The organism is Lactococcus muris (genome assembly GCF_042849115.1).
Taxonomy (GTDB): Bacteria; Bacillota; Bacilli; order Lactobacillales; family Streptococcaceae; genus Lactococcus; species Lactococcus muris.
This window is the reverse complement of record NZ_BAAFQO010000001.1, coordinates 138554-162656: the sequence shown is the minus strand read 5'-3', so window position 1 is coordinate 162656 and position 24103 is coordinate 138554. Positions and strand designations below refer to the sequence as shown.

Genomic DNA, 24103 nt, shown 5'->3' with positions numbered 1-24103 from the left:
AATGGCAGATGGTTCAGTAACAATCAAGGTTGATATGGATGGCTCTCATGCTCAATCTGGTGTAAGCAAATTAAAAAACTTGCTTGGTGGGCTAGAGAATGCAGGCTCAAAAGTTGGGTCTGTTTTTAAGTCCGTTCTAGGAGCTAATCTTATTAGTGGAGCAATCTCCACTGGGATTGGTTCTATAACTGGCGGTATCCGTGAAATGGCTGGGGAATTGAATAGCTCTCAAAAGGCATGGAAGACCTTTGAGGGTAACTTACAAGCCTTTGGGCGCTCTCCTGAAGTAATCAAATCCGCAAAAACTGAAATGCAGGATTTTGCGACTAAGACCATCTACTCAGCCTCAGACATGGCTAGCACTTACGCTCAACTTGATGCGGTTGGAACAAAAAATGTAGGTAGCTTAGTAAAAGCTTTCGGTGGTCTTGCTGCTTCTGCAGAGAATCCTGCTCAGGCTATGAAATCTTTATCTATGCAAGCAACTCAAATGGCTTCCAAGCCCAAGGTTGCTTGGATGGACTTTAAGATCATGATGGAACAAGCTCCAGCTGGAATGGCAGCCGTAGCAAAAGAGATGGGCATGTCAACCGCAGAATTGGTCGCAGCTGTCCAAGACGGTAAAGTCAACACAGAAGCTTTCTTTGACGCTATGAACAAAGCAGGGAATTCTGATGCTTTCCAAAAGATGGCCACAGAGTTTAAGACTGTAGACCAAGCTATAGATGGTGCAAAGGAAGGTCTTGCCAATAAGCTTATGCCAGCTTTTGAACGTCTTAATAAGTTTGGGATTGAAGCCGTCAATGCCGTATCAGACGCTTTGGAAAGTATAGATTTTGGCGGAATGGCTGACGGTCTAGGTAAATTCCTTGATGGTATCAATATTGAGGGGATTGTAGCAAAAGTTAGCGGTACTATTTCAAATCTAGTGGCAAAGGTTAAGAACTTTTGGACTGCCTTTTCCAACACAGGGGCAGTATCTGCCTTTATCGGAGCTATTCAGAGTATCGCTGGGGCCATCGATCATGTTTGGAATAGCCTAACTGCCTCAAGCGTGCTAAACATCCTAGCTAGCGTCCTAGGCAACGTGGTCAAGTGGCTTTCGCAAGCTGCAACTATAGCGGCTAACTTTATTAGCTCATTACCTGCTGGAGCAATTCAGGCAATAGTGGGCGGTTTAGCTGCTCTTGTGGCTGGTTTCAAGGCTTTTAATTTCCTGAAATCATTCAACCCATTCAGCCTGTTCAAAAAGAATGCGACAAGTGGGATTAGTGGTGCTACGTCAGTTGTTAGAAGAGCCAGCAAAAGCATTGTCTCAGTTATCCGCAGTCTTGGTCAGAGCGTGGCAGTAGCTGCTAGAGGAATTGGTCAGGGTGTGGGTGCTGCTTTTCGTGGTATAGGTCAGGGTCTGGCTATGGTCAACCCTACAACTATTGCCTCTTTAGCGATTCCTATCTTGGCGCTTGGTGCAGCCTTTGCCTTAATGGGTATGCAAGGGCAAGGTATAGCTACAATCCTCCAAGGTGTAGGTAGTGTCATTGTCAGCGTTGGAACGGCCATAGGCGCAATCCTTAACTTGGCACTCCAAGGCTTGGCTAGTGCCCTTGTTATTGTAGCCCCTGTACTACCAACTATAGCCTCAGCCTTTGCTATGCTATCTCCTGTGATTATGGCGGCAGGTGCTGCAATTAGCATGATTATCAGTTCATTTAATGGTCTTGCGCCTGTGATAACCGCTCTAGGGAATGCGCTAAGTCAGGTTATAGTGGCAATAAGCTCAGGAATATTCCAAATTGCTACGGCAATTAGTCCCCTTGTGGCAATTATTGGAAATGTTTTTGTCCAAGTGGTTCAAATTGTTTCAGATGCCATTGTTCAAATCATTCAGGCCTTAGCTCCTTTTATTCCAGCTATTTCTGAAATGGCTCAAGCTGTTGCTCCAGTTCTTGAAGGAATTGTGAGTGCTTTTGATCATCTGATTAGTCAAATTAGCCCAATTATTGACTCGATCACCCAGTTATTCAAGACACTGGGAGAGCAAATCAGCAATATTCTTGATAGCGCTAAAGGTGTTGTTGAGGGCTTTGGCTCTGCTATCCGCAGTGTGTTAGATGGAGTGGCTGGCATTTTTGAAAACATGGGCTCAGCGGCTAAAAACGCTGGTGAAGGTGCCAAACTTATGGCTCAAGGTGTCAAAATGCTAGTAGACTTGAATCTGGGAGATCTTGTTGGTACATTGGCGTCCGTTGCAAGTGGCTTAGCAGCTATCGCTGGATCAGGTATCGCCTCAGCGGGTCCAGGGTTGCAACAGGCAGGAACTGGGTTGATGCTTATTGCTTCATCGGCACAACTAGCAAGCGTAGCAATGCAGTCGCTACCTAGTGTCTTTAGCACGCTTAACTCAAGTATTGGTACATTGCCAAGCGTGATGTCTATGGCTGGCTCTGCTATGACAAGCTTTGCCAGTGCTGTTCTTACTTCTTTTGTGGGATTAGCCGGCTCAACAATCAGTCTTTCTATTCTACAAAGTAGTGTTACAGCTTTGGCAGCCTCAACGACGATGGCACGAGCTGGAGCTGATGCAATGGCGGCGGGATTTTCAGCGGTATCTGCTGTGATTGGTGCTCTCGGTGGCGTACTTGGTTCGTTACCTGGTCGATTTACGGCTATTCCCGCCTCAGCAATGACAGCAAGAGCCTCAATCATGCAATTAGCTACATCAGCGCCAATAGTTGCCTCAGGCTTTGCTAATATATCAAGTGCTGCAACCTCAGCAATGAGCCGGCTTAAATCTGCTGTACGCTCTGCCATGACGCAAGTGGTCTCAATCATGCGTTCTAGCATGCAACAGCTGGTTTCTGTGCTAAGGCAGTCCGCAAGCCAAATGACACAAGCAGGACGACAAGCTGGTAAAGGCGTATCAAACGGAATTACTAATGGTATCCGTGGCGGTATTGGTTCAGCAAGGGCTGCAATGTCCATAATGGTAAACGCCATCCGTTCTACGGGTATGTCAGGAGCTGCTGTTATGCGTAGTGTAGGAGCTATGATTGGTCAAGGTTTAGCTCAAGGTATGTATTCTGCACTTGGCGAAGTGACAGCCGCTGCTAACGCGCTTGTTGTGCAGGCAGAGCGTGCTGCTCAAGCTAAAGCTAAAATTCATTCCCCTTCTCGTTTGTTCAGAGATGAGGTAGGACGTTTCATTGCACAGGGGATTGCGGTAGGAATTGAAGAAAATGCTTCTGATGTGACAGATAGTTTGGCTTATGTGCAAAGGGAGATGTCTGCTTTTAGATTTGGAGTTGAGGAACTTCTAGGACTTTCTAATGTGAGTATTTCTCACCAACTCGCTATAAGGCAATTAGATTCTATCGGTTCAAATATTCAACGTCAATTAGATTCTAAGCCAAATGAATCAGATGCAGTAGCGATTGCAAGGCAGGCATTAGCTGCTGTTAAAGCTTTAAGCGAGCAAGATGCGGTTCTAGTTATTAATGATAGGGAATTAGCGAGAGCTACTGCAAAAGCGAACCAAGAAGCACAAAATAATTTGACAAAGATTCAAAAAATAATTTGGGGAGGAACAATATGACATTTTCTATAAATTTTGCAGACAATGTTTTAACGGAGCACATGCGTGTTATTGATGTCAAGAGAAACTTAGGAGCAGGAATAGAAAATATTACGGAGGATAAAATTTCTGGTGGAGCAGACTTCATACGCTCTCGAAGAACGCAATCAACTATTGAGATTGAGTTTAGGACCTTTGATGATATTTCTACAGCTAGACGAGTATTGGCTGACCTGACAAATAGTGTTGTTCCTCAAAAACTCATATTTTCTGATGAGCCCAATTTATTTTACAATGCGATTAGAAGTGGAGAGGTAAATTTAGTTGAGAATAAATCAAAGTTATTTGCAACAGGAACGATTACCTTCCTTGTTCCCTCTGGTTATGCAGAATCCATTGACACCAAGGTGCTGAATACTATCAACTCTGGCAGGGATACTGGAACAATTACTCACAATTCCGATGGCAGTGTAACAGTTGAAATCAACAATAATGGAACTCTACCTATCCACCCCACAATTAATATTACCCCGACATCAGAAACTGGTTTTTTGGCATTGGTTGGAGAAAACGGAGTACTTGAAATTGGTAATCCAGATGAGGCAGACACTGGTACAGCCAAAAATCAAAAATTGGTCTGTGATATGAGAACACAGGCAGATTTTGAAGCGAACTTTTTACCAGATACAAGCTGGCCGACTTCGTGGCCAACAAATCTTGAAGGTATTCCTTTGAACAGCATCATCGGCTGGGAGAAAGATGGCATCAGGATTAAAAAGATGGTCAATACTAATTTGTGGAACGGTGGTGTCCTTAGATACGAAGTTCCAAAGGATGAAGCGGGGAATTATGTCAAAGACTGGCATGCACAATTTAATACTCTCTTCATTCAAGAAAGACTTGTACAATGTGGCAGACTTCAAGTCTATTTTGCGGATGAAAACAAGCAACCGCTGGCTTGCTTTGAGGTTTATAAAGGGGGGACTGGAGAAAATGCCACTTTAAATTTTTGGCTCATTGGTGGCGACAGAAGGCTGAAACACTTTAAGAGCCATACTTTCTCAGCCACGACAGGGAAAGCAGATATAAAAGGTTCTCCTCTTTTTGGACCTAGTAGGGGCGGGCAAGCGATTATTAAACAAGGGAATAAAATCTCCTTTTATTGGAAAGGGGCTGCAGAGACTTATCTTATGAATAATGGTCCAGCTTCCACAAAACTCGCCTATGTTTATGTTGTTTTGGCAAAGCGCCATAATTATCAAATGGTCAAAGATACAAGTCTAAGGTCCTTTAAAGTCATGAATTTGAACAATGAGTTCCCCGTTGATATTTTAAATAAATATCAGCCTGGAGATAAAGTAACTGTGGATATGGCTAAATCTAAAATCTTCGTTAATGATATTGAAGCGAACTCTGATTTTATTACAGGTTCAAATTTCTTTGCGATTCCACCAGGCAAAAAACAAAAATTGGACTTAGTCTGTTCGCCATGGACAAAAACCCCGCCTGATATTGAGGTGAGCTGGAAAGAGAGGTACTTATAATGCTTATAAGCATTCATGATCAAACTTTGCGACGTGTAGGCTTTTTGAGTAACGAAAATTTGCATACTCCAGATTTTAAGAATGACAAGTTTCATCGTTATCTCGCACAAGGAGCTTCTACTTTTGATTTTACGGTTAACAAACGTAAAAATGGAGTATTACAGGATTACGTAAAGTATTTGAATGAGCATGCCTATTTTAGTTTTCAATATGAGGGAGAAGACTTTCTTTTTGACTCAGTTATTGTAGAAGAAGACGACGATGAGATTACTTTTAATTGCTTGACGCTTAATCTTGAAATGCGTAATGAAGAAGTCAAGAAACTGGAGAATTCAACCAGTCATGATATCCAATGGTATTTTGACAAGATGGGACTGATTAATTTCGCTCAAATTAAATTGGGAAAAAATGAAGTATCAGACTATAGGCGAGTTATAAAGTACGACTCAGAAGATACAAAGCTTTCTCGCTTGATTTCTGTGATTCAAAATTTTGATGCAGAATTTGAATTTATAACAAAATTAAAACATGATGGTACGCTTGATAATATTACTCTTAACATTTACAAGAAAAATGACGGAGGGAATGTTCAAGGGGTTGGCCAAAACCGGAATGATGTTATCTTAATTTTTGAAGAAAACGTCAAAGGAGTTTCGAGAAAAGTTGATAAATCTCAAATCTTTAATTCGCTTTTTGTAACGGGGAAAAATGGTCTGAGTTGGAAAAATAAAGCTTGGTCTGTTAAGAACGCGGAAGGCGTAGAAGAATTTTACAAACGTGCTGGAGAAAGCTATGCGAAAGCGCCGCTCTCTGCTCAAATGTTTCCTTCTCAAATTCAATCCACAAGAGGCGACATCTACACTAACAAAAACAAAGAAACGGAGTACACATCAGTAGAAGCTATGTGGGGTTATGCACTGAGTGAACTTAGAAAAAATGCTTATCCATTAGTTGAGTATGAGGTGCTGGCGACAAGTAGTGTCACTGTTTCAGATATGGGAGATGGAACACCGCTTCATATTGGGGATACTGTTCGCATTCAGGATATGAATTTCATGGATTCAAACGGGGATACGGGATTGTTCTTGTCGGCTCGAGTGTCTGAACTGGAAATTAGCTTTACAAATCCAACTCAGAATAAAATCAGTTTCTCAAATTATGTCAAGTTGAAAAGCGAAGTTTCTGATGACCTCCTTGACCGTATGCAATCAATCCTTGAACAAAACGCCCCTTATCGCTCAGAGATAAGGGCTACTCATGGGATTCAATTTAAGAATGGTACAGGTTCAACGGATTTATCTGCGCATATTTTCAAGGGAAGAAATACAGTTGAAACTATAGCAGACAGCTACTCATGGTTTAAAGATGGTGTATCAATGGCAGAAACGCAAACAATAAGAGTAACTGCAGCAAGCGTACCAGAAAAAGCAGTTTATTCTTATGAAGCACGAATCAATGGTGCTGTTGTTGGGGGAGCATCTGTGACAATTACTAATGTGAATGATGGTAGAGATGGCATAGGAATCAAAACAACAGATATTACTTACTCTCTTTCCACAAGAGGTACAACAGCTCCCACTGATGGTTGGACGAGTTCTGTGCCCAGCCTAATCAAAGGGAAATATTTGTGGACAAAGACAGTTTGGACTTATACGGATGATTCTTCTGAAAGGGGCTATTCTGTTACGTATATTTCTAAAGATGGAAATAATGGAGAAAAAGGTGATGCTGGAGAACCTGGTAAAGTTGTCCAACAAAGCACTGAACCTACAGAGCGTTTCAAGTCTATGCTTTGGCAATATACGGGAGATGTACCTCTTAAAGTGACTGGGATTACTGTACAGCCTAACATGACCTATGTTTGGAATGGAAGTGCGTGGCAAATATGGTTCTTGAATCCTGCGAATCTTCAAGCTGTCAATGCTTGGATTACCAATGCCATGATTGGAAATGCGGCTATTGATTTTGCAAAAATTGATTCAGCAACAATCGAAAACTTAGCAGCCGTTAATTCCGTTCTAGGTGATGTCGAAGCTGGAAGTATAACCAATCCCTTTGTCATTGACGCAGGAGATGGACATAAGTACAAAGGAGCCTTGACTATTGGTAATTCAACGATTTCTATTCACTTTGAAACAGATGAAAATCCAGCTAATAATTCGAGATTGCTTTTGTCACCTGGGAATGGTGTGACATTAAATGTACAAGACGGTGAAGGCGGACACAGTGGCGCTTCCTTTAACAATAATCAATTGGTTATTACTAAAGGGAGGGATGAGTATGTTTTGTTAAATTCAAAGGAGTTAAAGTTTTCTTCAGATACAAAAGCCCTCAATTTACCACTGAGCGGGGTAGTCAGCGCAAGAGTTTCCTATCAACGAAAAAACGGTGTGGTTTATATCACTGGATCAGGAAATTGGGGAAATTTTCCAGATAACAAATCAAGAACCATGGGGAAACTTCCAGAGGGATTCAGGCCACCGGCCACTTGGGGGGCGGGAATGAATCCTCAAGGTGGTAAACGATTAATGAGTGTTGCGATTGAGACAAATGGAGATTTAAAAGTTACCTCAGATGCGGCGCAAAATAATGTGTATGCCCAATTTTCAATGAGTTATCCGGTGGACTAGAGGGGAGAAAGGAGAAAGAAGAGGTGGAACTAGAGAAACTAGTGATGCAGCATGATGACAAGTTGAAGCAACATGACAAAGAGTTGGATCAAATGCGTAAGAACATGGATGAAAGCTTAACTCGTGTTGATGAGTCGAATCGTTTCTTGCGTGAACAAAATACAAGGCAGTCTGAGCAGAACACAGAAATCTTGCAGGCTATTTTAAATCGTAATCATCAGGCAGACATTAGAGATTATGAGATGAAAATGTTAGACAAGCAGAATCTGTGGAAAGCTATCTTTGGTATTGGTAGTACTGTAGGTCTCATTGTCGCTGCGGCGATTAAATTATTTTTTTAGGAGGAAAATAAGATGAAGTTAAATAACAAAACTTATGACGTGATTAAATGGGGTGTTCTCACCGTCTTGCCAGCCTTAAGCACTTTTGTAGGTGTTCTAGGTCAAGGTTATAACTGGGAGGGGACAGATTTAGCTGTCCTTACTTTAAACGCTGTTACAGTCTTTTTGGGAGCTGTGACGGGTGTGAGTGCTGTAGCCTATAATCGTCAAGAAAAGGAGGAATAGATGACCTATACAATTAAACAACAAATCCGAACAGATACACCCCAAGTAGGGGCTGCGCCATATAGGCAAATACACGCGCATAGTACAGCTAACCCTAAGTCCACTGCGCAAAATGAAGCAGACTACATGAGTATAAAAGACTTCAACACGGGTTTTTATACTCATGTAGTAGGAAACGGTCAAGTCATTCAAGTTGCCCCAGTTAATCGAGGCGCTTGGGATGTGGGTGGTGATTATAATTACGAAACTTACGCGGCAGTTGAACTGATTGAAAGTCACGGTTCAAAAGAAGAATTCATGAAAGATTATAGAATCTATTGTGAACTTCTCTACGACTTGGCTAAACAAGCAGGGATTCCAGTTACACTGGATACTGGAGATTTAGCAGGTATTAAAACACACAACTACTGCACACATAATCAACCAAACAATGGTTCAAACCATGTGGACCCGATTCCTTATTTAACAAAGTGGGGGATCACACAACAGCAATTTGCGAATGACATTGTGAATTGTAAAGGGAATTCATCATCTAGTGGTGGTGGAAATAATGAAAATTTAGAAAACGGTCAATATCAGGAGGAAGAAGAAATGATTAAATTCACAGTAAGAAAAGATAATGCAGCAGGAGGTACAGTCGGTTATCTCTGCAATGGTGCTTTTGTTGTGGGCGGAGCTACAGGTAAATACAATGACATCTATCAAAAATTGAAGATGATGGAAAAAGATGGGCTGATTAAACCTGTCAAAGCTGAAATTTCTACTGCGGAATATAACGCCCTATGTGCGGTGTATCCGTCTCACAAAAACAATAAATAATGTCTATGGAACAGACTAAATTAAAGTGGATTAGCGGCTCAATTATCAAGCAAGGGGATAGCTCTTCAGTCTTTAAGTTAAAGCTGAAAACTGAGGATAATAAAAGTCTGAGCGGTCCAGCAGTGTTGGAGTTGATTAATGAAAAAAATGCCAAGGCGACATATGACGTGGAGGTAACCGAAAATGTCATTGGGTTTAGCCTAGATAAGCCCTTGCCTGTTGGCTTATACATTGTAGAGGTTGAACATGCAGGCTATGTTTTTCCGTCGAAGAATTCTCCTGTACTAACCGTTACAGAGAACATAGGCGACTACGTGAGTGAAGAAGTTGAAAAGCTTCTTAGTATTAAAGAATATATCAAGAAGTATCTGGAAGATTACCAAGTGGGTCAGATTGACCTTGATGAACTGGCCAAAAAGCTCAATATCGAAGCGTATGACGATAAGCCACTAAAAGCTCAAATCAGCTCAATCCTTGGCGAAATTAGCGCGTTAAAGGATAAAGTTGAACAATTAGTCACCTATGACGACACGGCACTTAGAAAGGAAATCAAGGCGCTTTCTGACCGTCTGGAAAACATCCAACTGATGCCTGGTCCACGAGGAGAAACAGGGCCTCGTGGCTTACCCGGTCGAGATGGAAAGTCTGCTTACCAGCTTGCTGTAGAACATGGCTTTAGTGGTACTGAGCAAGAGTGGTTAGCGAGCTTGAAGGGAGATTCTGGCGGTTCTTCTAAGCGTTATGGGCCTACAGGCTGGTTCTTAGATCGTTCTGTAACGCCTTGGCAGTTTCGTTTTGACAATGGTTCGAGCTTGACTCTTGGCAATGTAGACCAGAGAGCTTATATCTACTCAGAAAGTTCTCCACTGACTATTGACAAGCTTTCAGAGTATCGTGTCATATTAAGCTTGATGCGAACAGCAAACGGTAGTACTCCTATTTCAAGCTGGAGCACGGCAAATATCGTTGCCCGCTTTTGGGGGAATGCGGAGGTTACTCACCCCGTGAACGATTCTTCCCTTTTCGATTTCAGCAAGGCTCAATACAATCCAAATGACTCGAGTGGTCCCTCAAAGCGTAATCAGCCTATTTTGATTCGCTGTTACTATGAGTTAGGTGTGTTTACAGAAGATGATATCCAGTCCTTTGGAGCAATAAGAAAGTGATTTTATCCCAGCTTTGGCTGGGGTATTTTTTGTTACATTTAAGGACATGGGATTATAATATACTCATACGATACTTTTTTCACAAATAAACTCCTAGCAGCTCGATCGATTGATCGGGCTTTTTATTATTTTTAAATGGAATAATTCTGGGACGAGCAAAAAATTATCCTAAAAATAGATAAAAAATATTGAAGAAACTATATATAAATACGAAAATAGTGTAAAAAAAGATGAAAAAATCCTCAAAAAGTACGAAAAAATAGTAAAAAAGTAATGTTTTAAGTTGACAACGTCAACTTATTTGATATAATAATGTTAACAAATGACAACACTCTCACACCCTTATAGTGGCGGATACGTTCCGAGGTGAGAGTATTTTTTTGTATTCAAGTTAAAAGGAGCTATTATGGGAGACCCAAAACCACTTAGTTTTGAAGAACAAGTAGATCTATTTATTTCTAGAGGAGTTGAAGTCGAGGATAAAGAGTTAGCAGTTCGGCATGTTAGAGATATAGGTTACTATAAGCTTAAGTCTTTCTCACTCCCTTTGTCACGTGTTGATGAAAATAAAGAACGTATTTATAACAATATTACGTTTCAAGATATATTGAATAGATTTTATGCTGATAAAGATTTAAGAATTTCACTACTTCATTGTATAGAAGATATAGAAGTTTCAATAAAAACTAAGTTTGCTTATATTTTGGGAGAGAGTGGAGCATATTATTATTTAAAGTTTTCTAATTGGTGCAATAGAAATAAGTATTGTAAATACTATTTAGAGGATAAAGAAAAGTATTTTAAGCAAAAGATATACAATAGAATGCAACGCTCAACATCAGCTGAGCTTAGAGATAAAAAGAATTTAAAAAATAATAAATATCCAACAATTTGGTTATTGGTAGAAATTTTAACTTTTGGAGACTTAGTAGAATTATTAGACCTCATGTCAAATAAGAATTTAAGAAAATTAGCAGATTACTATGACTGTACTCCAGAACAATTAAAATCATGGTTAAAGAGTTTAAAGTTCATCAGAAACAATTGTGCTCATAACTCAACAGTGATTGATGTGCATCTTACGACTACGCCGATATCTTTAAATGAATGGAGAGAACATTTATTTATAAATCAAAAAAATGAAATTACAAGAAGACTTGCATTAATACTATGTATAATTGTTGAGATGATGCCCTCAATTAATCCTCATTACAATTTTGGGAAGATTTATGGTGCAGTAAATTTACTAATTGAAAATTCTTCTAACAAGGATAAGGCTGCTAAATTAATTGGTTTCAAAGATGCAGAGTCGTTTTATAACTTATTTCCCAAAAAGAAAAAAAAAGAAAATTAAATTTAATAGGAATCACAAATAAGTATGGCTTGGACTTGAAATAGTAATTTTTAGTTTGTTACAATTATTGTATTATAAATTGAAATTATCAAAGATTTTACTAATACAGGAGAAACTATGGCTTTACATACTTATGAATTTTATAAAAACAGAAAGCATAATCCTAAATGGCGAGATGCTTATATAAAATTTAGGAATAGAAGAATTATTGGATTTATTATTTCTTTTACGGTGTTAGCTATGGTTATCATCGGTATTGGGCTCTTTTTAAATTATTCTAGTGAGCGTAACCTTACAGCAAATGATATCAATTTTGAAACAATAGTAGATTTTTTTAACTACTGTGTAGATGCTTACAAGCGAGCATTCGATATAGCTATTAATAAAATATCAAGTTTGTTATAATAGTCATGGCAAAAAATATAAAAATTTGTTTGTTTATACTCCACGCCTTGCCAGCGTGGTTTTTTGTTATAATAAAGCGCATTTTTTTGCACTTTATTCTTGAAATTTCGACTTGTATATATTATAATATATACATAATTAAGGAAAGGAGGAACAGAGTGAGAAAAAGGAAGCGAAAGAAAAAAGCTTCTAAACTAGACAATTCAATCAAGGTTGTTGCATTGCTGACCGGCTTAGCAACATTGATTAATCAAGTGATTGACTTAGTTCAGAAACTTATAAAGTAAAGAAAGGGTGAAAGCCCTAGCTTTGCTATATAGTTTATCATATAATTATATAGAAAGGAAATTAAATTATGAGCTGGAAAAAATTATCTAAAATGGCAAAAGCCATTATTATAGTATGGGGACTTGTTGGGTTAGCTTATATTTTGAATTTAATTATAAAATAGGAGAACTAGGTGGCAGAAAAATATACTGATGCGCAGAAAAAAGCTATTGATAAATATCGACAAAAAAATAAAGAAAGGACCAATTATTTAGCAAAGCGATCAACTTCTAAGAATTTTATTTCAAAACATGCAACATTAGAAGACTTAGAGGAGTTAAAGAAACTTATCAAAGAACGTGAGAGTATGTTATAATGAATGTCTGTTCTTATAGGTGAATCCCTATCTTGGTGGGGATTTTGTGATACAATGGGAACACAATTCAATTTGCCTCCCCTGTTTTGGGGAGGTTTTTTGGTGGGCAAAAAGTGGGCCAGTTTTTAATGAGTTGTTAATAATTGATTGATTATGGTTTGTTTCAAGAATGCTGTATAATCCTCTATTTATCCCTGTTTATATAGTTTTTAGAGATAAATAAAATCTTTGAACTTCTTTATCGCTTATATTGATAAAAAAGATCCTGAATATATTTTGATTTTATCCGGTGACCATATCTATAAGATGGATTATGAAGCAATGCTAAACAGCCATAAAGAGCATGGCGCCAGTTTGACGGTTTCTGTTATGGAAGTGCCTCTAGAAGAAGCCAGTCGTTTTGGCATTATGAACACGGATGATAACGGCCGTATCATTGAATTTGCAGAAAAGCCCTCTGAGCCCAAATCTAATCTGGCTTCGATGGGGATTTATATTTTTAATTGGAAACGGCTACGTGAAGTCTTGGTTACAGGCTATGCAAAAGGTGTTGACATGGAGGATTTTGGAGGCAATGTGATTCCTGCCTACATTGATTCAGGAGAGAATGTTTTTGCTTACCGATTTAAGGGCTATTGGAAGGATGTGGGAACGATTGATAGCCTGCACGAGTCAAGCATGGAATTTCTTGATTTAAAAAACGAACTTAATATTACAGATAAAGAATGGCGCATTTACTCACGTAACGATATCTCAGCGCCGCAATTTCTTACGTCTAAAGCCAATGTCAAAGCTTCTTTGGTCGGTGATGGCAGCTATGTTGACGGTCAGGTAACAGATTCCATTTTATCGCAGAATGTCCATGTTCAGGAAGGAACTGAGATAGAAAAAAGCTTCGTTATGTCGGGGGCACATATTGGAAAAAATGTAACCATAAAATATGCAATTCTTGGAGAAAAAGCTTATATAGGTGATAATGTAGAGATTATCGGCAAGCCAGGTGATATTGCTGTGATTGGTCACAGAGAAGTAAAAGGTGAAGAAAATGAAGACTGAAAATAAAATTTGTGCTCTTTTATCTAACGTAACACGCAACGAAAGCTTAGCTCCTCTGATTAGTCAACGTCCTATTGCGACATTACCTTTTGATTGTAAGTATCGTTTGCTTGATTTCCCACTTTCTTCATTAGCAAATGCCCACGTCAGTTCTATTTTTATGACAGCAAATCAAGGTGAAACACAGTCAATATTTGATCATATGGGTTCAGGGAGCGAATGGGGATTAGACAGTTTCAAAAATCGTTATTTTGTTTATATTCAGCAGGATTTTCAACGTCTTAAAGAGCAGGGACTTCCTTATTTTGAACAACAAATTAGCTTCTTACGAAAGTCTAAGGCTGCTTATACAGTTCTGATAGACAGTAAGTTTATATGTAATGTTGACTTGACTGCTGTTTTGAAAATCCATAAAACTTCAAATAAACACATCACGGCTATCTATAAAAAAGTTACACCGGATATAGCTGAAGATGTCGATACGATTATTCGCTTTGACGAAAACAATAAGGCTTCAAGCAGTTTTCTCGCACAACTTACAGATGTTCAAGATAAAGAAGCACTGAGTTTAAACATGTTTATTGTAGATACAGAGTGGCTGATTGGCTTTCTTCAACGGATGCAAGCCGAAGGGGAATATGCCTCTAGTTCACGACTTCTCCGTAAATATTTATCTGAATTTGATATCAATACTTATGAATACACAGGTTATATGAGCAACATTAGAAGTATTAAATCTTACTATGATGCCAATATGTCGATGTTGGATTCGAGTAATTTCACTGCTTTACTCTACGGAAGTCAGCCTGTTCGTACAAAGGTAAGCAATGAAGTTCCCACTTACTTTTCTAAAGAAAGTAACGTAACAAATAGTCAACTCAGCTCAGGCTGTATTGTTGAAGGAAGTGTTACAGATTCTTTAATCTCACGCCGTTCAAAAATTGAAAAAGATGCAGTGGTGGAAAAATCAATAGTGTTCACAGAAAGTGAGATTAAAGCAGGAGCTAAAGTCAAATATGCAATTATAGATAAGCACGTAGTTATTGAACCTAATGTACGGGTAGAAGGAAGTCTTGAGCGTCCCGTTGTTATTTCAAAACATACGGTTGTCACAGAGAATATCATTCAGAAGTAACAAAAGTTGTCGTTGATAAATAGACGACAATTTTATGTCTATAAGGAGAAAATATGAAAGTATTATTTGCATCCAGTGAGTGTGCTCCCTTTTTCAAAACAGGAGGGTTGGGCGATGTGACTGGCGCTCTTCCAAAGGCGCTGGCTATGAAAGGTCTAGACATGCAGATTGCTGTTATCTTGCCTTACTACAAACATGGTATAGCAGAAAGCTATAAGGCACAGATAAAAGACGAATTTTGGGATTATGTTAATGTGGGATGGCGGCATGAATATGTTGGCGTGAAAAGCTTGGTTCAAGACAGTGTCAAATACTATTTCTTAGATAATGAAAGTTATTTTGGTCGTGATGAAATCTATGGTTACGAGGATGATGGTGAACGATGGGCCTTTTTTAGTCTAGCTATCGTGCAGCTCATGGAACGCCTTGAATTTATTCCCGATGTCCTTCACGTTAATGATTGTCATACTGCAATGATTCCTTTTCTCTTGAAAGAGAAATTTCAGTGGATAGAGGCCTACAAGGGTATTAAAACGGTCTTGACCATACATAATATTGAATTTCAGGGGATTATGCAGGGAACGGCATTGACAGAACTCTTTGGTATGGGGATGGAACGATATTTCGAAGGTGTAGTACGTCACAATGAGATGCTGAACAGTTTAAAGACAGGGATTCTTTATGCTGATCGTGTCAATACTGTATCCCCCAGCTATGCACAGGAAATCCAAACGCCTGAATTTGGCTGTGGTTTAGACTCTGTTTTACGCTTTGTTTCGGATAAACTTATCGGTATTGTGAATGGTATTGATTATGATGTCTATAATCCCCAAAATGACAGGATGATTGAACACCACTTTTCTCCTTCTGACTTATCAGGAAAAAAGAAGATGAAGAGGCTGTTACAAGAACGGGTAGGACTGCCGAGAGACGCGGACAAACCCTTACTTGGCATAGTGAGTCGGTTGACAACCCAAAAAGGATTTAATCTTGTTTTGGAGCGTATGGATGAAATCCTGAGCAAAGATGTTCAAATCGTCCTCTTAGAAACGGGTTATGATGATATTGAAAATGGTTTTAAATATTTTTCAGAAAAATATCCGGACAAATGTGCTGCAATTATTAGTTTTGACGTGAAGCTTGCACAGGAAATATATGCAGCAAGTGATTTCTTTTTGATGCCCTCTGCTTTTGAGCCTTGCGGCCTTTCACAAATGATTGCAATGCGCTATGGTACGCTACCTATCGTTCATGAAATTGGTGGTTTAAGAGATACGGTCAAACCCTATAATCCTCAAACAAAGGAGGGCACAGGATTTGGTTTCGTTGACTTTACCGGACAGGTTTTGATGAATACGATTAATCAAGCGCTGGATTTGTATAAGACCCAGAAGGAAGTTCTTCAGAAACTCAGACTTAGAGCGATGGAAGAAGACTTCTCTTGGAAGACAAAGGCGGATCAGTATATCCAACTTTACAGAGAGATGTTTTAACAAAAGCAGTTAGAAAAATGAACATATAACCCCTTTCTTGAAAAAATTCATGAATAGAAAATAAAATCGGAGTAAGATATATTGAAGCTTTCAAAAACGCAATTTAGAAAAGACTTTGAACAAAGTCTCACATCAGAGTTTGCAACAGATGTTGCTAAAGCTGGAATAACAGAAACTTTTGCAGCACTTTCATCTGTGGTAAAGCAATATTACACACAAATTTGGCAAGGAGATAATCAATATAAAGATAGGAGTCAGAAAAAGCAAACCTATTATTTCTCAATTGAGTTTTTACCGGGGAAAATGTTAAAGAGTAATCTTCTTAATCTGGGGATTCTTTCAACAGTTCGTGAAGGACTGCAAGAGTTGGGTATCGATCTTGAAAAGGTAGCACAAGTAGAGCCGGACATGGCTATAGGTAACGGAGGATTAGGGCGTTTAGCGAGCTGTTTTATGGACTCTGCTGCATCAACAGGCTTGCCGGTGAATGGTAATGGTATCCGCTATCGTTATGGACTCTTTAAGCAAAAAATAATCGATGGCTATCAGGTAGAGTTACCGGACTCATGGCTTAACAATGTTAATCCTTGGGAAGTACGGCGAGCAGACAAGGCAATTGAAGTCACTTTTGGTGGGGAAACCTGGCTAGAAGAAACAGAAGATGGGAGATTGATACCACGTTACCGTAATCAAGAGCGCGTTTTGGCTGTACCTTACGACACAGCAATGGTTGGTTTTGAAAATACAAGAGTTAATAATATGTGCCTCTGGCGTTCAGAAGTTCCTCAAGACTTGGATGTGAAATTTCAAAATATGGAATACATGCGCCAAACTTCAATGTTATCAGCAGAACTGTATCCTGATGATTCTAATTATGATGGGCGCTTGCTTCGCCTCAAGCAAGAATACTTTTTTGTATCAGCTGGGCTTCAGCGGATTATTCGTCATTATAAGTCAAACAAGATTGCCCCTATTGCCCAAATCGCTGATTACATAGCTGTTCATATCAACGATACACATCCAGCACTTTGTGTTCCAGAGTTTATGCGTCTTCTGCTTGATGAGAATGGTCTTTCTTGGGAGCAGGCTTGGGATATTACAGTTAAGGTGATGAGTTATACTAACCATACAATTTTATCTGAAGCATTAGAAAAGTGGCCCGAAGAGATGGTACACACGCTCTTGCCACGAATTTATCAAATCATTAATGAAATTGATAAACGTCGCACGGATGAGCTTCTTCCGCATGTAGGTGCCGAACTTATCCATAAGACTCGTATCGTTAAAGATGGTCAAATTCATATGGCCAACTTGGCGATTATCGGTTCTCACTCGACAAATGGAGTGGCTAAATTGCATTCTGACATTCTTAAAGATGTAGAATTGCATGATTTTTATCAGCTGTATCCCGAACGTTTCAATAACAAGACCAATGGTATAGCAGACCGCCGCTGGCTCCAAATTTCTAACGCACGCTTGTCAAAACTTCTGGATGAAAAAATCGGTAAGTCTTGGCGTCATGATTTAGTCAAACTGGAGGCCTTGAAAGATTTTCGAGAAGATACAGAAACTCTAAAGCAGTTGGCAGCCGTCAAGCTGGAAAATAAAAAAGATCTGGCAGCCTTGATAAAGGAAAAAAACGGTATTGAGGTCAATCCGGAAGCGATTTTTGATGTGCAGATTAAGCGTCTCCATGCTTATAAACGTCAACTTTTAAATGTTTTACATATCTTGAAACTCTATTTTGATATTAAAGACCAGCCAGATTTAGAAATGGTACCACGTGTTTTTATTTTTGGAGCCAAAGCTGCACCAGGTTACCATTATGCAAAAGCGATTATAAAAGTCATTAATGAAATAGCTGTGATGATTAATGAAGATGCAGTGGTTAAGGACCGCTTGAAACTGGTCTTTATGGAAAATTATAATGTGAGTTTGGCAGAGGCAATTATCCCAGCAGCTGATGTCGGCGAACAGATTTCCCTAGCTTCCAAAGAAGCCTCTGGAACCTCAAATATGAAGTTCATGCTCAATGGTGCCTTGACTATGGCAACATTAGACGGCGCAAATATTGAGATTAAAGAAGCTTGTGGAGATGAAAATATCTTTATTTTTGGGCTTACAAAAGATGAAGTTTACGAATACTATAAGAATGGAAACTATAATGCGCGTGATATCTATGAGCAAAATCCAGTCGTTCATCGCATTTTAAATGCCTTTATCGATGGCACTATTCCAAACATCACGAATGAAGGTCCGGAAATATTTGAGTCCCTCACTGCCTTCAATGACGAATATTTCCTTCTGCGTGATTTTAACGATTACGTGCGTGCTCAAAAAGATCTTGAAAATCTCTATCGCGACCAAAGAGCTTGGGCACAAGCAAGCTTGATGAATATCGCGACATCGGGTATCTTTTCATCAGATCGTACGATTCGTCAGTATGCGAAAGATATCTGGTTCATTGAAGAAAAAAGTGAGGAAGTCTGATTGTTAAGCAAGGGAAAGAAGCTTGTCTTTCCTTTTTTGCTCATGTTTTAATGGGATAAAATGACTTTAAGACAGCTTGACTTTCAAGAAGCAAATGGAAAGGGGAAAGAGTGTATTATTATAATTCTTGGGATTCAGATTTTAAGCGGCCTTTTGGCGCTATCCAGGTTGGACAGATTATGAAGGTTAATCTCAAGACGGATAAAGAAAATGTCACGGTTAAGTTTATCATTCGGCGTGATTTTGGTGCCCGCTCGGAGTTCGATATGCAAAAGCTGGACCGGGGACTTTTTAGTTCCTCGGTGAAGTTTGATGTCGGACAAGGACTTTATTATTATTATTTTGAAATCAATGAGCCAACAGATTGGGGGATTAAAAAGTTTTACTATGGCTGCAGTGGTCTTGGAGGCGAGGGTGTACTTTATATGAATGAAAATGACGTTCGCCCTTATCAAGCGACGGTCTTTTCAGCAGAAGATGCAGCACCGGAGTGGTATCGTCAGGCAGTCTTTTACCAAATTTTCCCGGATCGCTTTCACAATGGTAACTCCGATGGGAAAATTAATCATCCCAAACCTAACTCTTTTATATATGCAACAAAGGAAGATACCCCTCTTTATATTAGAGATGAAAAGGGAGATGTCATCCGTTGGGATTTTTTTGGAGGCAACCTTCGTGGTATTATTGAAAAGATACCTTATCTTAAGGCACTTGGAATTACAGCCCTCTATCTTAATCCCATTTTTTCAGCGAGCAGTAATCACCGCTATGACACTAATGATTATCTTCAGATAGATAGTATGTTGGGCACAGAAGAAGATTTTCAAGAGCTGGTTGACCTGTTACACAAAGAAGATATGCATATTATTTTAGATGGTGTTTTCTCACATGTAGGAAAAAATTCGCGCTATTTTAATCTATCAGGTCAATATGGCAGTGATGTTGGAGCTGCTAAAAGTATAGATAGCCCTTATATGGACTGGTTCAAGTTTACGGAATATCCTATGGATTATAAGTCTTGGTGGGGCATCAAGGACTTACCGGAAGTTGATAAAGACAATCCTTCATTTCGAAACTTTATCTATGGTGAAACCGACTCTGTCCTCGCGAAGTGGAATCAGCTGGGAGTCGATGGTTGGCGTTTAGATGTAGCAGATGAGTTACCGGATAGTTTTATCCGAGGTATCCGCAAGAACCTGTCGCGCTATCCTGATACAGTTCTCATTGGAGAAGTTTGGGAAGATGCTTCGAACAAAATTTCTTATGGCAAGCGTCGAGACTATATCTTAGGTCATAGCTTGCATGGCGTTATGAATTATCCTTTTCGAGAAATGATTATTGCTTATCTCACCTCTACTCGAAGCGCCCAAGACATTGCCTACCAGATGATGGTTCTCAATGAAAATTACCCACAAGATATTTTTTATAATAATTTGAATAATTTTGGAACACATGATACAGAGCGTATCTTAACCATGGTAGGTGATGAGGCTAATGATTTGGCTGTAGGGATGCTCTTTACCCTACCGGGAGTGCCCTGTGTTTACTATGGAGATGAAGCAGGACTCACAGGGCGTAAAGATCCTAAAAATCGAAAGTATTTTCCGTGGAAAAATATCCATGCCCCAACACATACTCTCTATCAAGAATGGATAGCAAAGCGACGTACAGAAAAATCACTTTATCGTGGGAAATTTGTTCCTTTTTATCATGAGGATGTCTTGGGAATTTTGCGTTATACGGAATCTGAAGCATTTGTTTATATGGTAAATCCTACAGAAGTAGAAGTGACGATTGATTTTGAAGCCATTCATTTTTTACAGAAAGTAGAGTTTAGGGATTTGCTTAAAAGTTACTTGGATAAGTGTGTCCTTTCTGCAAAATCGGGTCAAGATTTTAAGATTGTAAAAGTAAAAAATAAGATTTAAAGAAAGTGACATAAAGAGCCCTCATATGAGGGCTCTTTATGTTGCTTTCCTTGATGATATAGTTAGGCCGCTTCTTGGTTTCGAGAAAAATTTTGGCGATATATTTTCCGATAATCCCAAGAGACAGCAGTTGTAGGCCACCAAGTAGCAGGACAATAATAACCAGAGTAGGAAATCCCTCAATAGGATCGTCCCAAATTAATGTTTGTATGAAATAGAAGGCCTCCATTACCAAAGAGGTAAAGAAACTGAGAATACCAACGAAAGTAGCAAGGGTGAATGGTACTCTGTAACCCAGAAGGTTGAGAAAAATGTTATGAGGTGAGCATTGGCGATTTTATTTGAATATCTGCTCTATTTTGATGCATCCACTAACTTGATTAATAACATTTATAAAAATCCTATCGAAATTTTTGTTTCTATTTCCGTAATTTTTGTGATAGAGGGGATAAGATGCAGGTGTTTAGTATTTTGAGTTGAAGTTAAAAAGAAGGCCGAGAACTGAAGGGTGCTAGAGGATGACATGGAATTGTAATCTTTCCGAAACTTAAATTTAGAAACAAATTTCTTTTCTATCCGCTTTCATAATGTTAAAATAAGTTATAATTTAATTTTTGTTAGTCTCGGGAATTCTGTGCTTTTTACTTTTTTTCGAGCAATAGGAGGCTTTATGTTTACAATTGAAACTCTCGCACGTTTTCAGTTTGGCATGACCACAATCTTCCATTTTTTCTTCGTTCCCCTTTCAATTGGGTTAACAGCGATGACTTTTATTATGGAGGCAGTGTATGTTAAAACGGGTGATGAGAAATGGAAAACACGTACCAAGTTCTTTGGTACAATCATGCTATTGTCTTTTGCTGTAGGTGTTGTTACAGGGATTATCCAAGAATTCCAGTTTGGTATGAACTGGTCGGACTATTCTCGTTTTGTTGGAGATATCTTTGGTGCGCCACTTGCCGTTGAAGCCTTGCTGGCTTTCTTCATGGAATCAACCTTTTTAGGTGTCTGGATGTTTGGCTGGGATCGCTTAGGTAAAAAACTGCATTTAACTACACTTGGCTTGGTAATGGTTGGAACATGGATTTCATCACTTTGGATTCTTGCAGCGAACAGTTTCATGCAAAATCCAGTGGGATATGAAGTCATTGATGGCCGCGCAACTTTGACGAGTTTCTCAGCCTTATTGACTAACCCTCAAACAATGTTGGAATTTACACATATTATCACAGGAGCTTTTCTAACAGGTGGTTTTGCGGTTGCAGGTATCTCCGCCTTCCAAATCTTGAAAAAGCGAGAAGTGGATTTATTTAAACCAGTTTTACGTTTAGGACTTTGGGTAGCTTTGATTGGTGCACTGGGCAATTTTGTTGCAGGTGATCAACAAATGTTGGAAGTTAAAAACTCTCAGCCGATGAAATTCTCAGCGACAGAAGGTGTTTATGAAACGACAGAGGATCCAGCAGCCTGGGATATGGTCGCGTTCTTTAACGAAGCTGAGCACAAATCGGTCTTTGGTATACGCATTCCTTACATGCTATCAATTCTGACCTACCACCGTCCTTCTGGTTCAGTTGAAGGGATGAATCAAATCAACAAGGAGTTGGAAGCCAAATATGGGGATCATCAGAATTACTATCCACCAGTTACGGTTCTCTTCTACACCTTCCGTATCATGGCTGGCTTGAGCATGTACTTTATGCTTATCTCAGCTCTAGGTCTCTTCTGGACACGTCGCAAGAAACCTTGGATGTTTGAAAAACCAGGAATGATGCGCCTTTATGGTTGGTCAATGTTCCTTCCTTTTGTAGCTATGACCTGTGGCTGGTTGGTCACTGAGCTTGGACGCTACCCTTGGACGGTTTATGGTCTCTTTACGATTAAAGAATCTGTTTCTCCGAATGTTTCAGCAGGAAGTTTGCTTTTCTCAAATATTGTTTACTTTGTACTTTTCTGTGTTCTGGGTGCGATTATGATTCTTTTCAGTCGCCGCATCATGCGCAATAGTGCATATAAGGCAGAAACTGCTTATGTAGATTTAGACCCGTTTAGTAGAGAAAGTCTCGGTGGAAAAAAGATAAAAACTGAACAAGAAGGGGGGCTTTGAGATGAGCGGATTACAATTATTTTGGTTTATTTTAATTGCAGTGCTCTTCGGGGGATTCTTCTTTCTCGAGGGCTTCGACTTTGGTGTGGGAATGAGTGTCTTAACCTTGGCGCGCAATAAGCGTGAAGTCAATCAAGCCATCGCTACAATTGGTCCTTTCTGGGATATGAACGAAGTTTGGCTTTTGACAGCTGGTGGTGCGATGTTTGCCAGCTTTCCTTACTGGTATGCTTCCCTTTTCTCAGGTTACTACAATATTCTTTTGCTGATACTTGTTTGTCTAATTTTGCGTGGTGTGACTTTCGAGTTTCGTCACCGCAGTGAGACTGAAAAAGGAGAACGTGCTTGGGAAATTATTTTAGGGGTGACAAGTTTTGCTATTCCATTCTTGTTTGGCTTGATGTTTACCAGTATGATTCAAGGCGTTCCTATGGATGCACGTGGTGATGTCTATGCCAACTTCATAAATTATGTCAATCCTCTTTCTCTGGTTGGAGGTGTTGCGGTAGCTTTGATGAGCTTCTTGCATGGTTTGAACTACATTGCTTTGAAAACAGATGGAAGCATGCGCCAGCGTGCAAATGAGTGGGCGAATAAACTTTATTTTCTCCTCTATGCAGGTGAAGTTGTCTTTGCAATCTTGCTTGCTCTATATACAGATTTTGTTGAAAAACATGCGGTATTGACTATTGTCTTGCTGGCAGTTATTGTTCTTTTAACTGTTTTAGCACATCTTTCCGTAGCTAAAAAACGTGAAATGGCAGCATTCTTATCGTCTGGTTTGACTTTCCTTGCACTGGTTGCTTTGCTTTTCCAAGGCTTATTCCCACGTGTAATGATTGCTGAAAATCCAGCCTATAGTATCTTGATTAAGGATGCAAGCTCAACACACTATACTTTGACGACAATGTCCATTATTACAATGGCAATCTTGCCATTCGTTCTTGCTTACATGGCTTGGACTTATCACGTGTTCAAAAAGCGCATCAGCGAGTAACTGATATTAAGGTTCCTTTTCTAAAAGGAGCTTTTTTTCTTGCTTTTTCAAGTATAATACATGTTAGAATAAAACTATTTGACAGCTCTTTATCTTGTTGACACTTGGGTTGCATTTTGTTTCTGAAAAATAAAGAATTTATAAGCAGTTTCAAAGGTATAAGACCTATATTTTGATATAATAAAAGTTATCAAAAGAA

The 24103-nt window shown here is 39.2% G+C and carries 17 protein-coding genes and 2 pseudogenes; 18 read left to right on the top strand and 1 reads right to left on the bottom strand.

Going from position 1 to position 24103, the window contains the following annotated elements:
* The first annotated feature begins 1 nt into the window (after position 1).
* From ACGHCK_RS00665 to ACGHCK_RS00590, 16 genes and pseudogenes are all read left to right on the top strand, one after another.
* The gene (locus ACGHCK_RS00665) at positions 2-3592 is read left to right on the top strand and encodes a tape measure protein (protein WP_271328027.1); all 3591 of its coding nucleotides are present in this window, start codon (positions 2-4) and stop codon (positions 3590-3592) included.
* Positions 3589-5115 carry a distal tail protein Dit gene (locus ACGHCK_RS00660; protein ID WP_271328026.1) on the top strand — a complete coding sequence of 509 codons (1527 nt, stop codon included), beginning with the start codon at positions 3589-3591 and terminating at the stop codon, positions 5113-5115. The genes ACGHCK_RS00665 and ACGHCK_RS00660 overlap by 4 nt, the downstream gene beginning before the upstream one ends.
* The gene (locus tag ACGHCK_RS00655) at positions 5115-7745 is read left to right on the top strand and encodes a phage tail protein (RefSeq protein ID WP_271328025.1); all 2631 of its coding nucleotides are present in this window, start codon (positions 5115-5117) and stop codon (positions 7743-7745) included. The genes ACGHCK_RS00660 and ACGHCK_RS00655 overlap by 1 nt, the downstream gene beginning before the upstream one ends.
* 23 nt (positions 7746-7768) lie before the next feature.
* The gene (locus ACGHCK_RS00650) at positions 7769-8086 is read left to right on the top strand and encodes a hypothetical protein (protein WP_271328024.1); all 318 of its coding nucleotides are present in this window, start codon (positions 7769-7771) and stop codon (positions 8084-8086) included.
* A gap of 12 nt (positions 8087-8098) precedes the next feature.
* Positions 8099-8311 carry a phage holin gene (locus tag ACGHCK_RS00645; RefSeq protein WP_271328023.1) on the top strand — a complete coding sequence of 71 codons (213 nt, stop codon included), beginning with the start codon at positions 8099-8101 and terminating at the stop codon, positions 8309-8311.
* Positions 8312-9130, top strand: coding sequence for a peptidoglycan recognition protein family protein (locus ACGHCK_RS00640; protein WP_271328022.1), 819 nt, complete (start codon positions 8312-8314; stop codon positions 9128-9130). It begins immediately after the preceding gene.
* Positions 9131-9135: 5 nt separating this feature from the next.
* Positions 9136-10296: a hypothetical protein gene (locus ACGHCK_RS00635; RefSeq protein WP_271328021.1), complete on the top strand. Its 1161-nt coding sequence runs from the start codon at positions 9136-9138 to the stop codon at positions 10294-10296.
* A 406-nt stretch (positions 10297-10702) separates the two neighbouring features.
* On the top strand, positions 10703-11650 hold the full coding sequence (locus ACGHCK_RS00630; RefSeq protein ID WP_271328020.1) for an Abi family protein: 948 nt from the start codon (positions 10703-10705) through the stop codon (positions 11648-11650).
* Positions 11651-11767: 117 nt separating this feature from the next.
* On the top strand, positions 11768-12055 hold the full coding sequence (locus tag ACGHCK_RS00625) for a hypothetical protein (protein WP_271328019.1): 288 nt from the start codon (positions 11768-11770) through the stop codon (positions 12053-12055).
* A gap of 158 nt (positions 12056-12213) precedes the next feature.
* Positions 12214-12342: a hypothetical protein gene (locus tag ACGHCK_RS00620; RefSeq protein WP_271328018.1), complete on the top strand. Its 129-nt coding sequence runs from the start codon at positions 12214-12216 to the stop codon at positions 12340-12342.
* Between the two features lie 173 nt (positions 12343-12515).
* Positions 12516-12698, top strand: a complete 183-nt coding sequence (locus ACGHCK_RS00615) for a hypothetical protein (RefSeq protein WP_251712864.1) — start codon at positions 12516-12518, stop codon at positions 12696-12698.
* Positions 12699-12938: 240 nt separating this feature from the next.
* Positions 12939-13754, top strand: a pseudogene (locus ACGHCK_RS00610) (sugar phosphate nucleotidyltransferase); the annotation flags it as partial.
* Positions 13744-14889, top strand: a complete 1146-nt coding sequence (gene glgD, locus ACGHCK_RS00605; RefSeq protein ID WP_202229964.1) for a glucose-1-phosphate adenylyltransferase subunit GlgD — start codon at positions 13744-13746, stop codon at positions 14887-14889. The pseudogene ACGHCK_RS00610 and the gene glgD, both read left to right, overlap by 11 nt.
* 53 nt (positions 14890-14942) lie before the next feature.
* Positions 14943-16382: a glycogen synthase GlgA gene (gene glgA, locus ACGHCK_RS00600; protein ID WP_271328017.1), complete on the top strand. Its 1440-nt coding sequence runs from the start codon at positions 14943-14945 to the stop codon at positions 16380-16382.
* Positions 16383-16463: 81 nt separating this feature from the next.
* A complete protein-coding gene (locus ACGHCK_RS00595; protein ID WP_251421244.1) occupies positions 16464-18872 on the top strand; it encodes a glycogen/starch/alpha-glucan phosphorylase in 2409 nt (802 codons plus the stop codon).
* 110 nt (positions 18873-18982) lie between these two features.
* The gene (locus tag ACGHCK_RS00590; RefSeq protein ID WP_251421243.1) at positions 18983-20800 is read left to right on the top strand and encodes a glycoside hydrolase family 13 protein; all 1818 of its coding nucleotides are present in this window, start codon (positions 18983-18985) and stop codon (positions 20798-20800) included.
* Here ACGHCK_RS00590 and ACGHCK_RS00585 read toward each other — a convergent pair.
* A pseudogene (locus tag ACGHCK_RS00585) lies at positions 20769-21086 on the bottom strand (hypothetical protein); the annotation flags it as partial. The gene ACGHCK_RS00590 and the pseudogene ACGHCK_RS00585 sit on opposite strands and share 32 nt — an antisense overlap.
* A gap of 384 nt (positions 21087-21470) precedes the next feature.
* On the opposite strand from ACGHCK_RS00585, the gene ACGHCK_RS00580 reads away from it, so the two are divergent.
* Positions 21471-22907, top strand: coding sequence for a cytochrome ubiquinol oxidase subunit I (locus ACGHCK_RS00580; protein WP_202229968.1), 1437 nt, complete (start codon positions 21471-21473; stop codon positions 22905-22907).
* Between the two features lies 1 nt (position 22908).
* Positions 22909-23904 (top strand): cytochrome d ubiquinol oxidase subunit II, encoded by a 996-nt coding sequence (gene cydB, locus ACGHCK_RS00575; RefSeq protein WP_202229969.1) that lies wholly within the window; start codon positions 22909-22911, stop codon positions 23902-23904.
* Positions 23905-24103: the final 199 nt, after the last annotated feature.

Excerpts from the sequence above, each read along its gene's own strand:
- ACGHCK_RS00665 (WP_271328027.1), top strand. The coding sequence starts at position 2 with ATGGCAGATGGTTCAGTAACAATCAAGGTTGATATGGATGGCTCTCAT.
- ACGHCK_RS00660 (WP_271328026.1), top strand. The coding sequence starts at position 3,589 with ATGACATTTTCTATAAATTTTGCAGACAATGTTTTAACGGAGCACATG.
- ACGHCK_RS00655 (WP_271328025.1), top strand. The coding sequence starts at position 5,115 with ATGCTTATAAGCATTCATGATCAAACTTTGCGACGTGTAGGCTTTTTG.
- ACGHCK_RS00645 (WP_271328023.1), top strand. The coding sequence starts at position 8,099 with ATGAAGTTAAATAACAAAACTTATGACGTGATTAAATGGGGTGTTCTC.
- ACGHCK_RS00640 (WP_271328022.1), top strand. The coding sequence starts at position 8,312 with ATGACCTATACAATTAAACAACAAATCCGAACAGATACACCCCAAGTA.
- ACGHCK_RS00635 (WP_271328021.1), top strand. The coding sequence starts at position 9,136 with ATGGAACAGACTAAATTAAAGTGGATTAGCGGCTCAATTATCAAGCAA.
- ACGHCK_RS00630 (WP_271328020.1), top strand. The coding sequence starts at position 10,703 with ATGGGAGACCCAAAACCACTTAGTTTTGAAGAACAAGTAGATCTATTT.
- ACGHCK_RS00625 (WP_271328019.1), top strand. The coding sequence starts at position 11,768 with ATGGCTTTACATACTTATGAATTTTATAAAAACAGAAAGCATAATCCT.
- glgD (WP_202229964.1), top strand. The coding sequence starts at position 13,744 with ATGAAGACTGAAAATAAAATTTGTGCTCTTTTATCTAACGTAACACGC.
- glgA (WP_271328017.1), top strand. The coding sequence starts at position 14,943 with ATGAAAGTATTATTTGCATCCAGTGAGTGTGCTCCCTTTTTCAAAACA.
- ACGHCK_RS00580 (WP_202229968.1), top strand. The coding sequence starts at position 21,471 with ATGTTTACAATTGAAACTCTCGCACGTTTTCAGTTTGGCATGACCACA.
- cydB (WP_202229969.1), top strand. The coding sequence starts at position 22,909 with ATGAGCGGATTACAATTATTTTGGTTTATTTTAATTGCAGTGCTCTTC.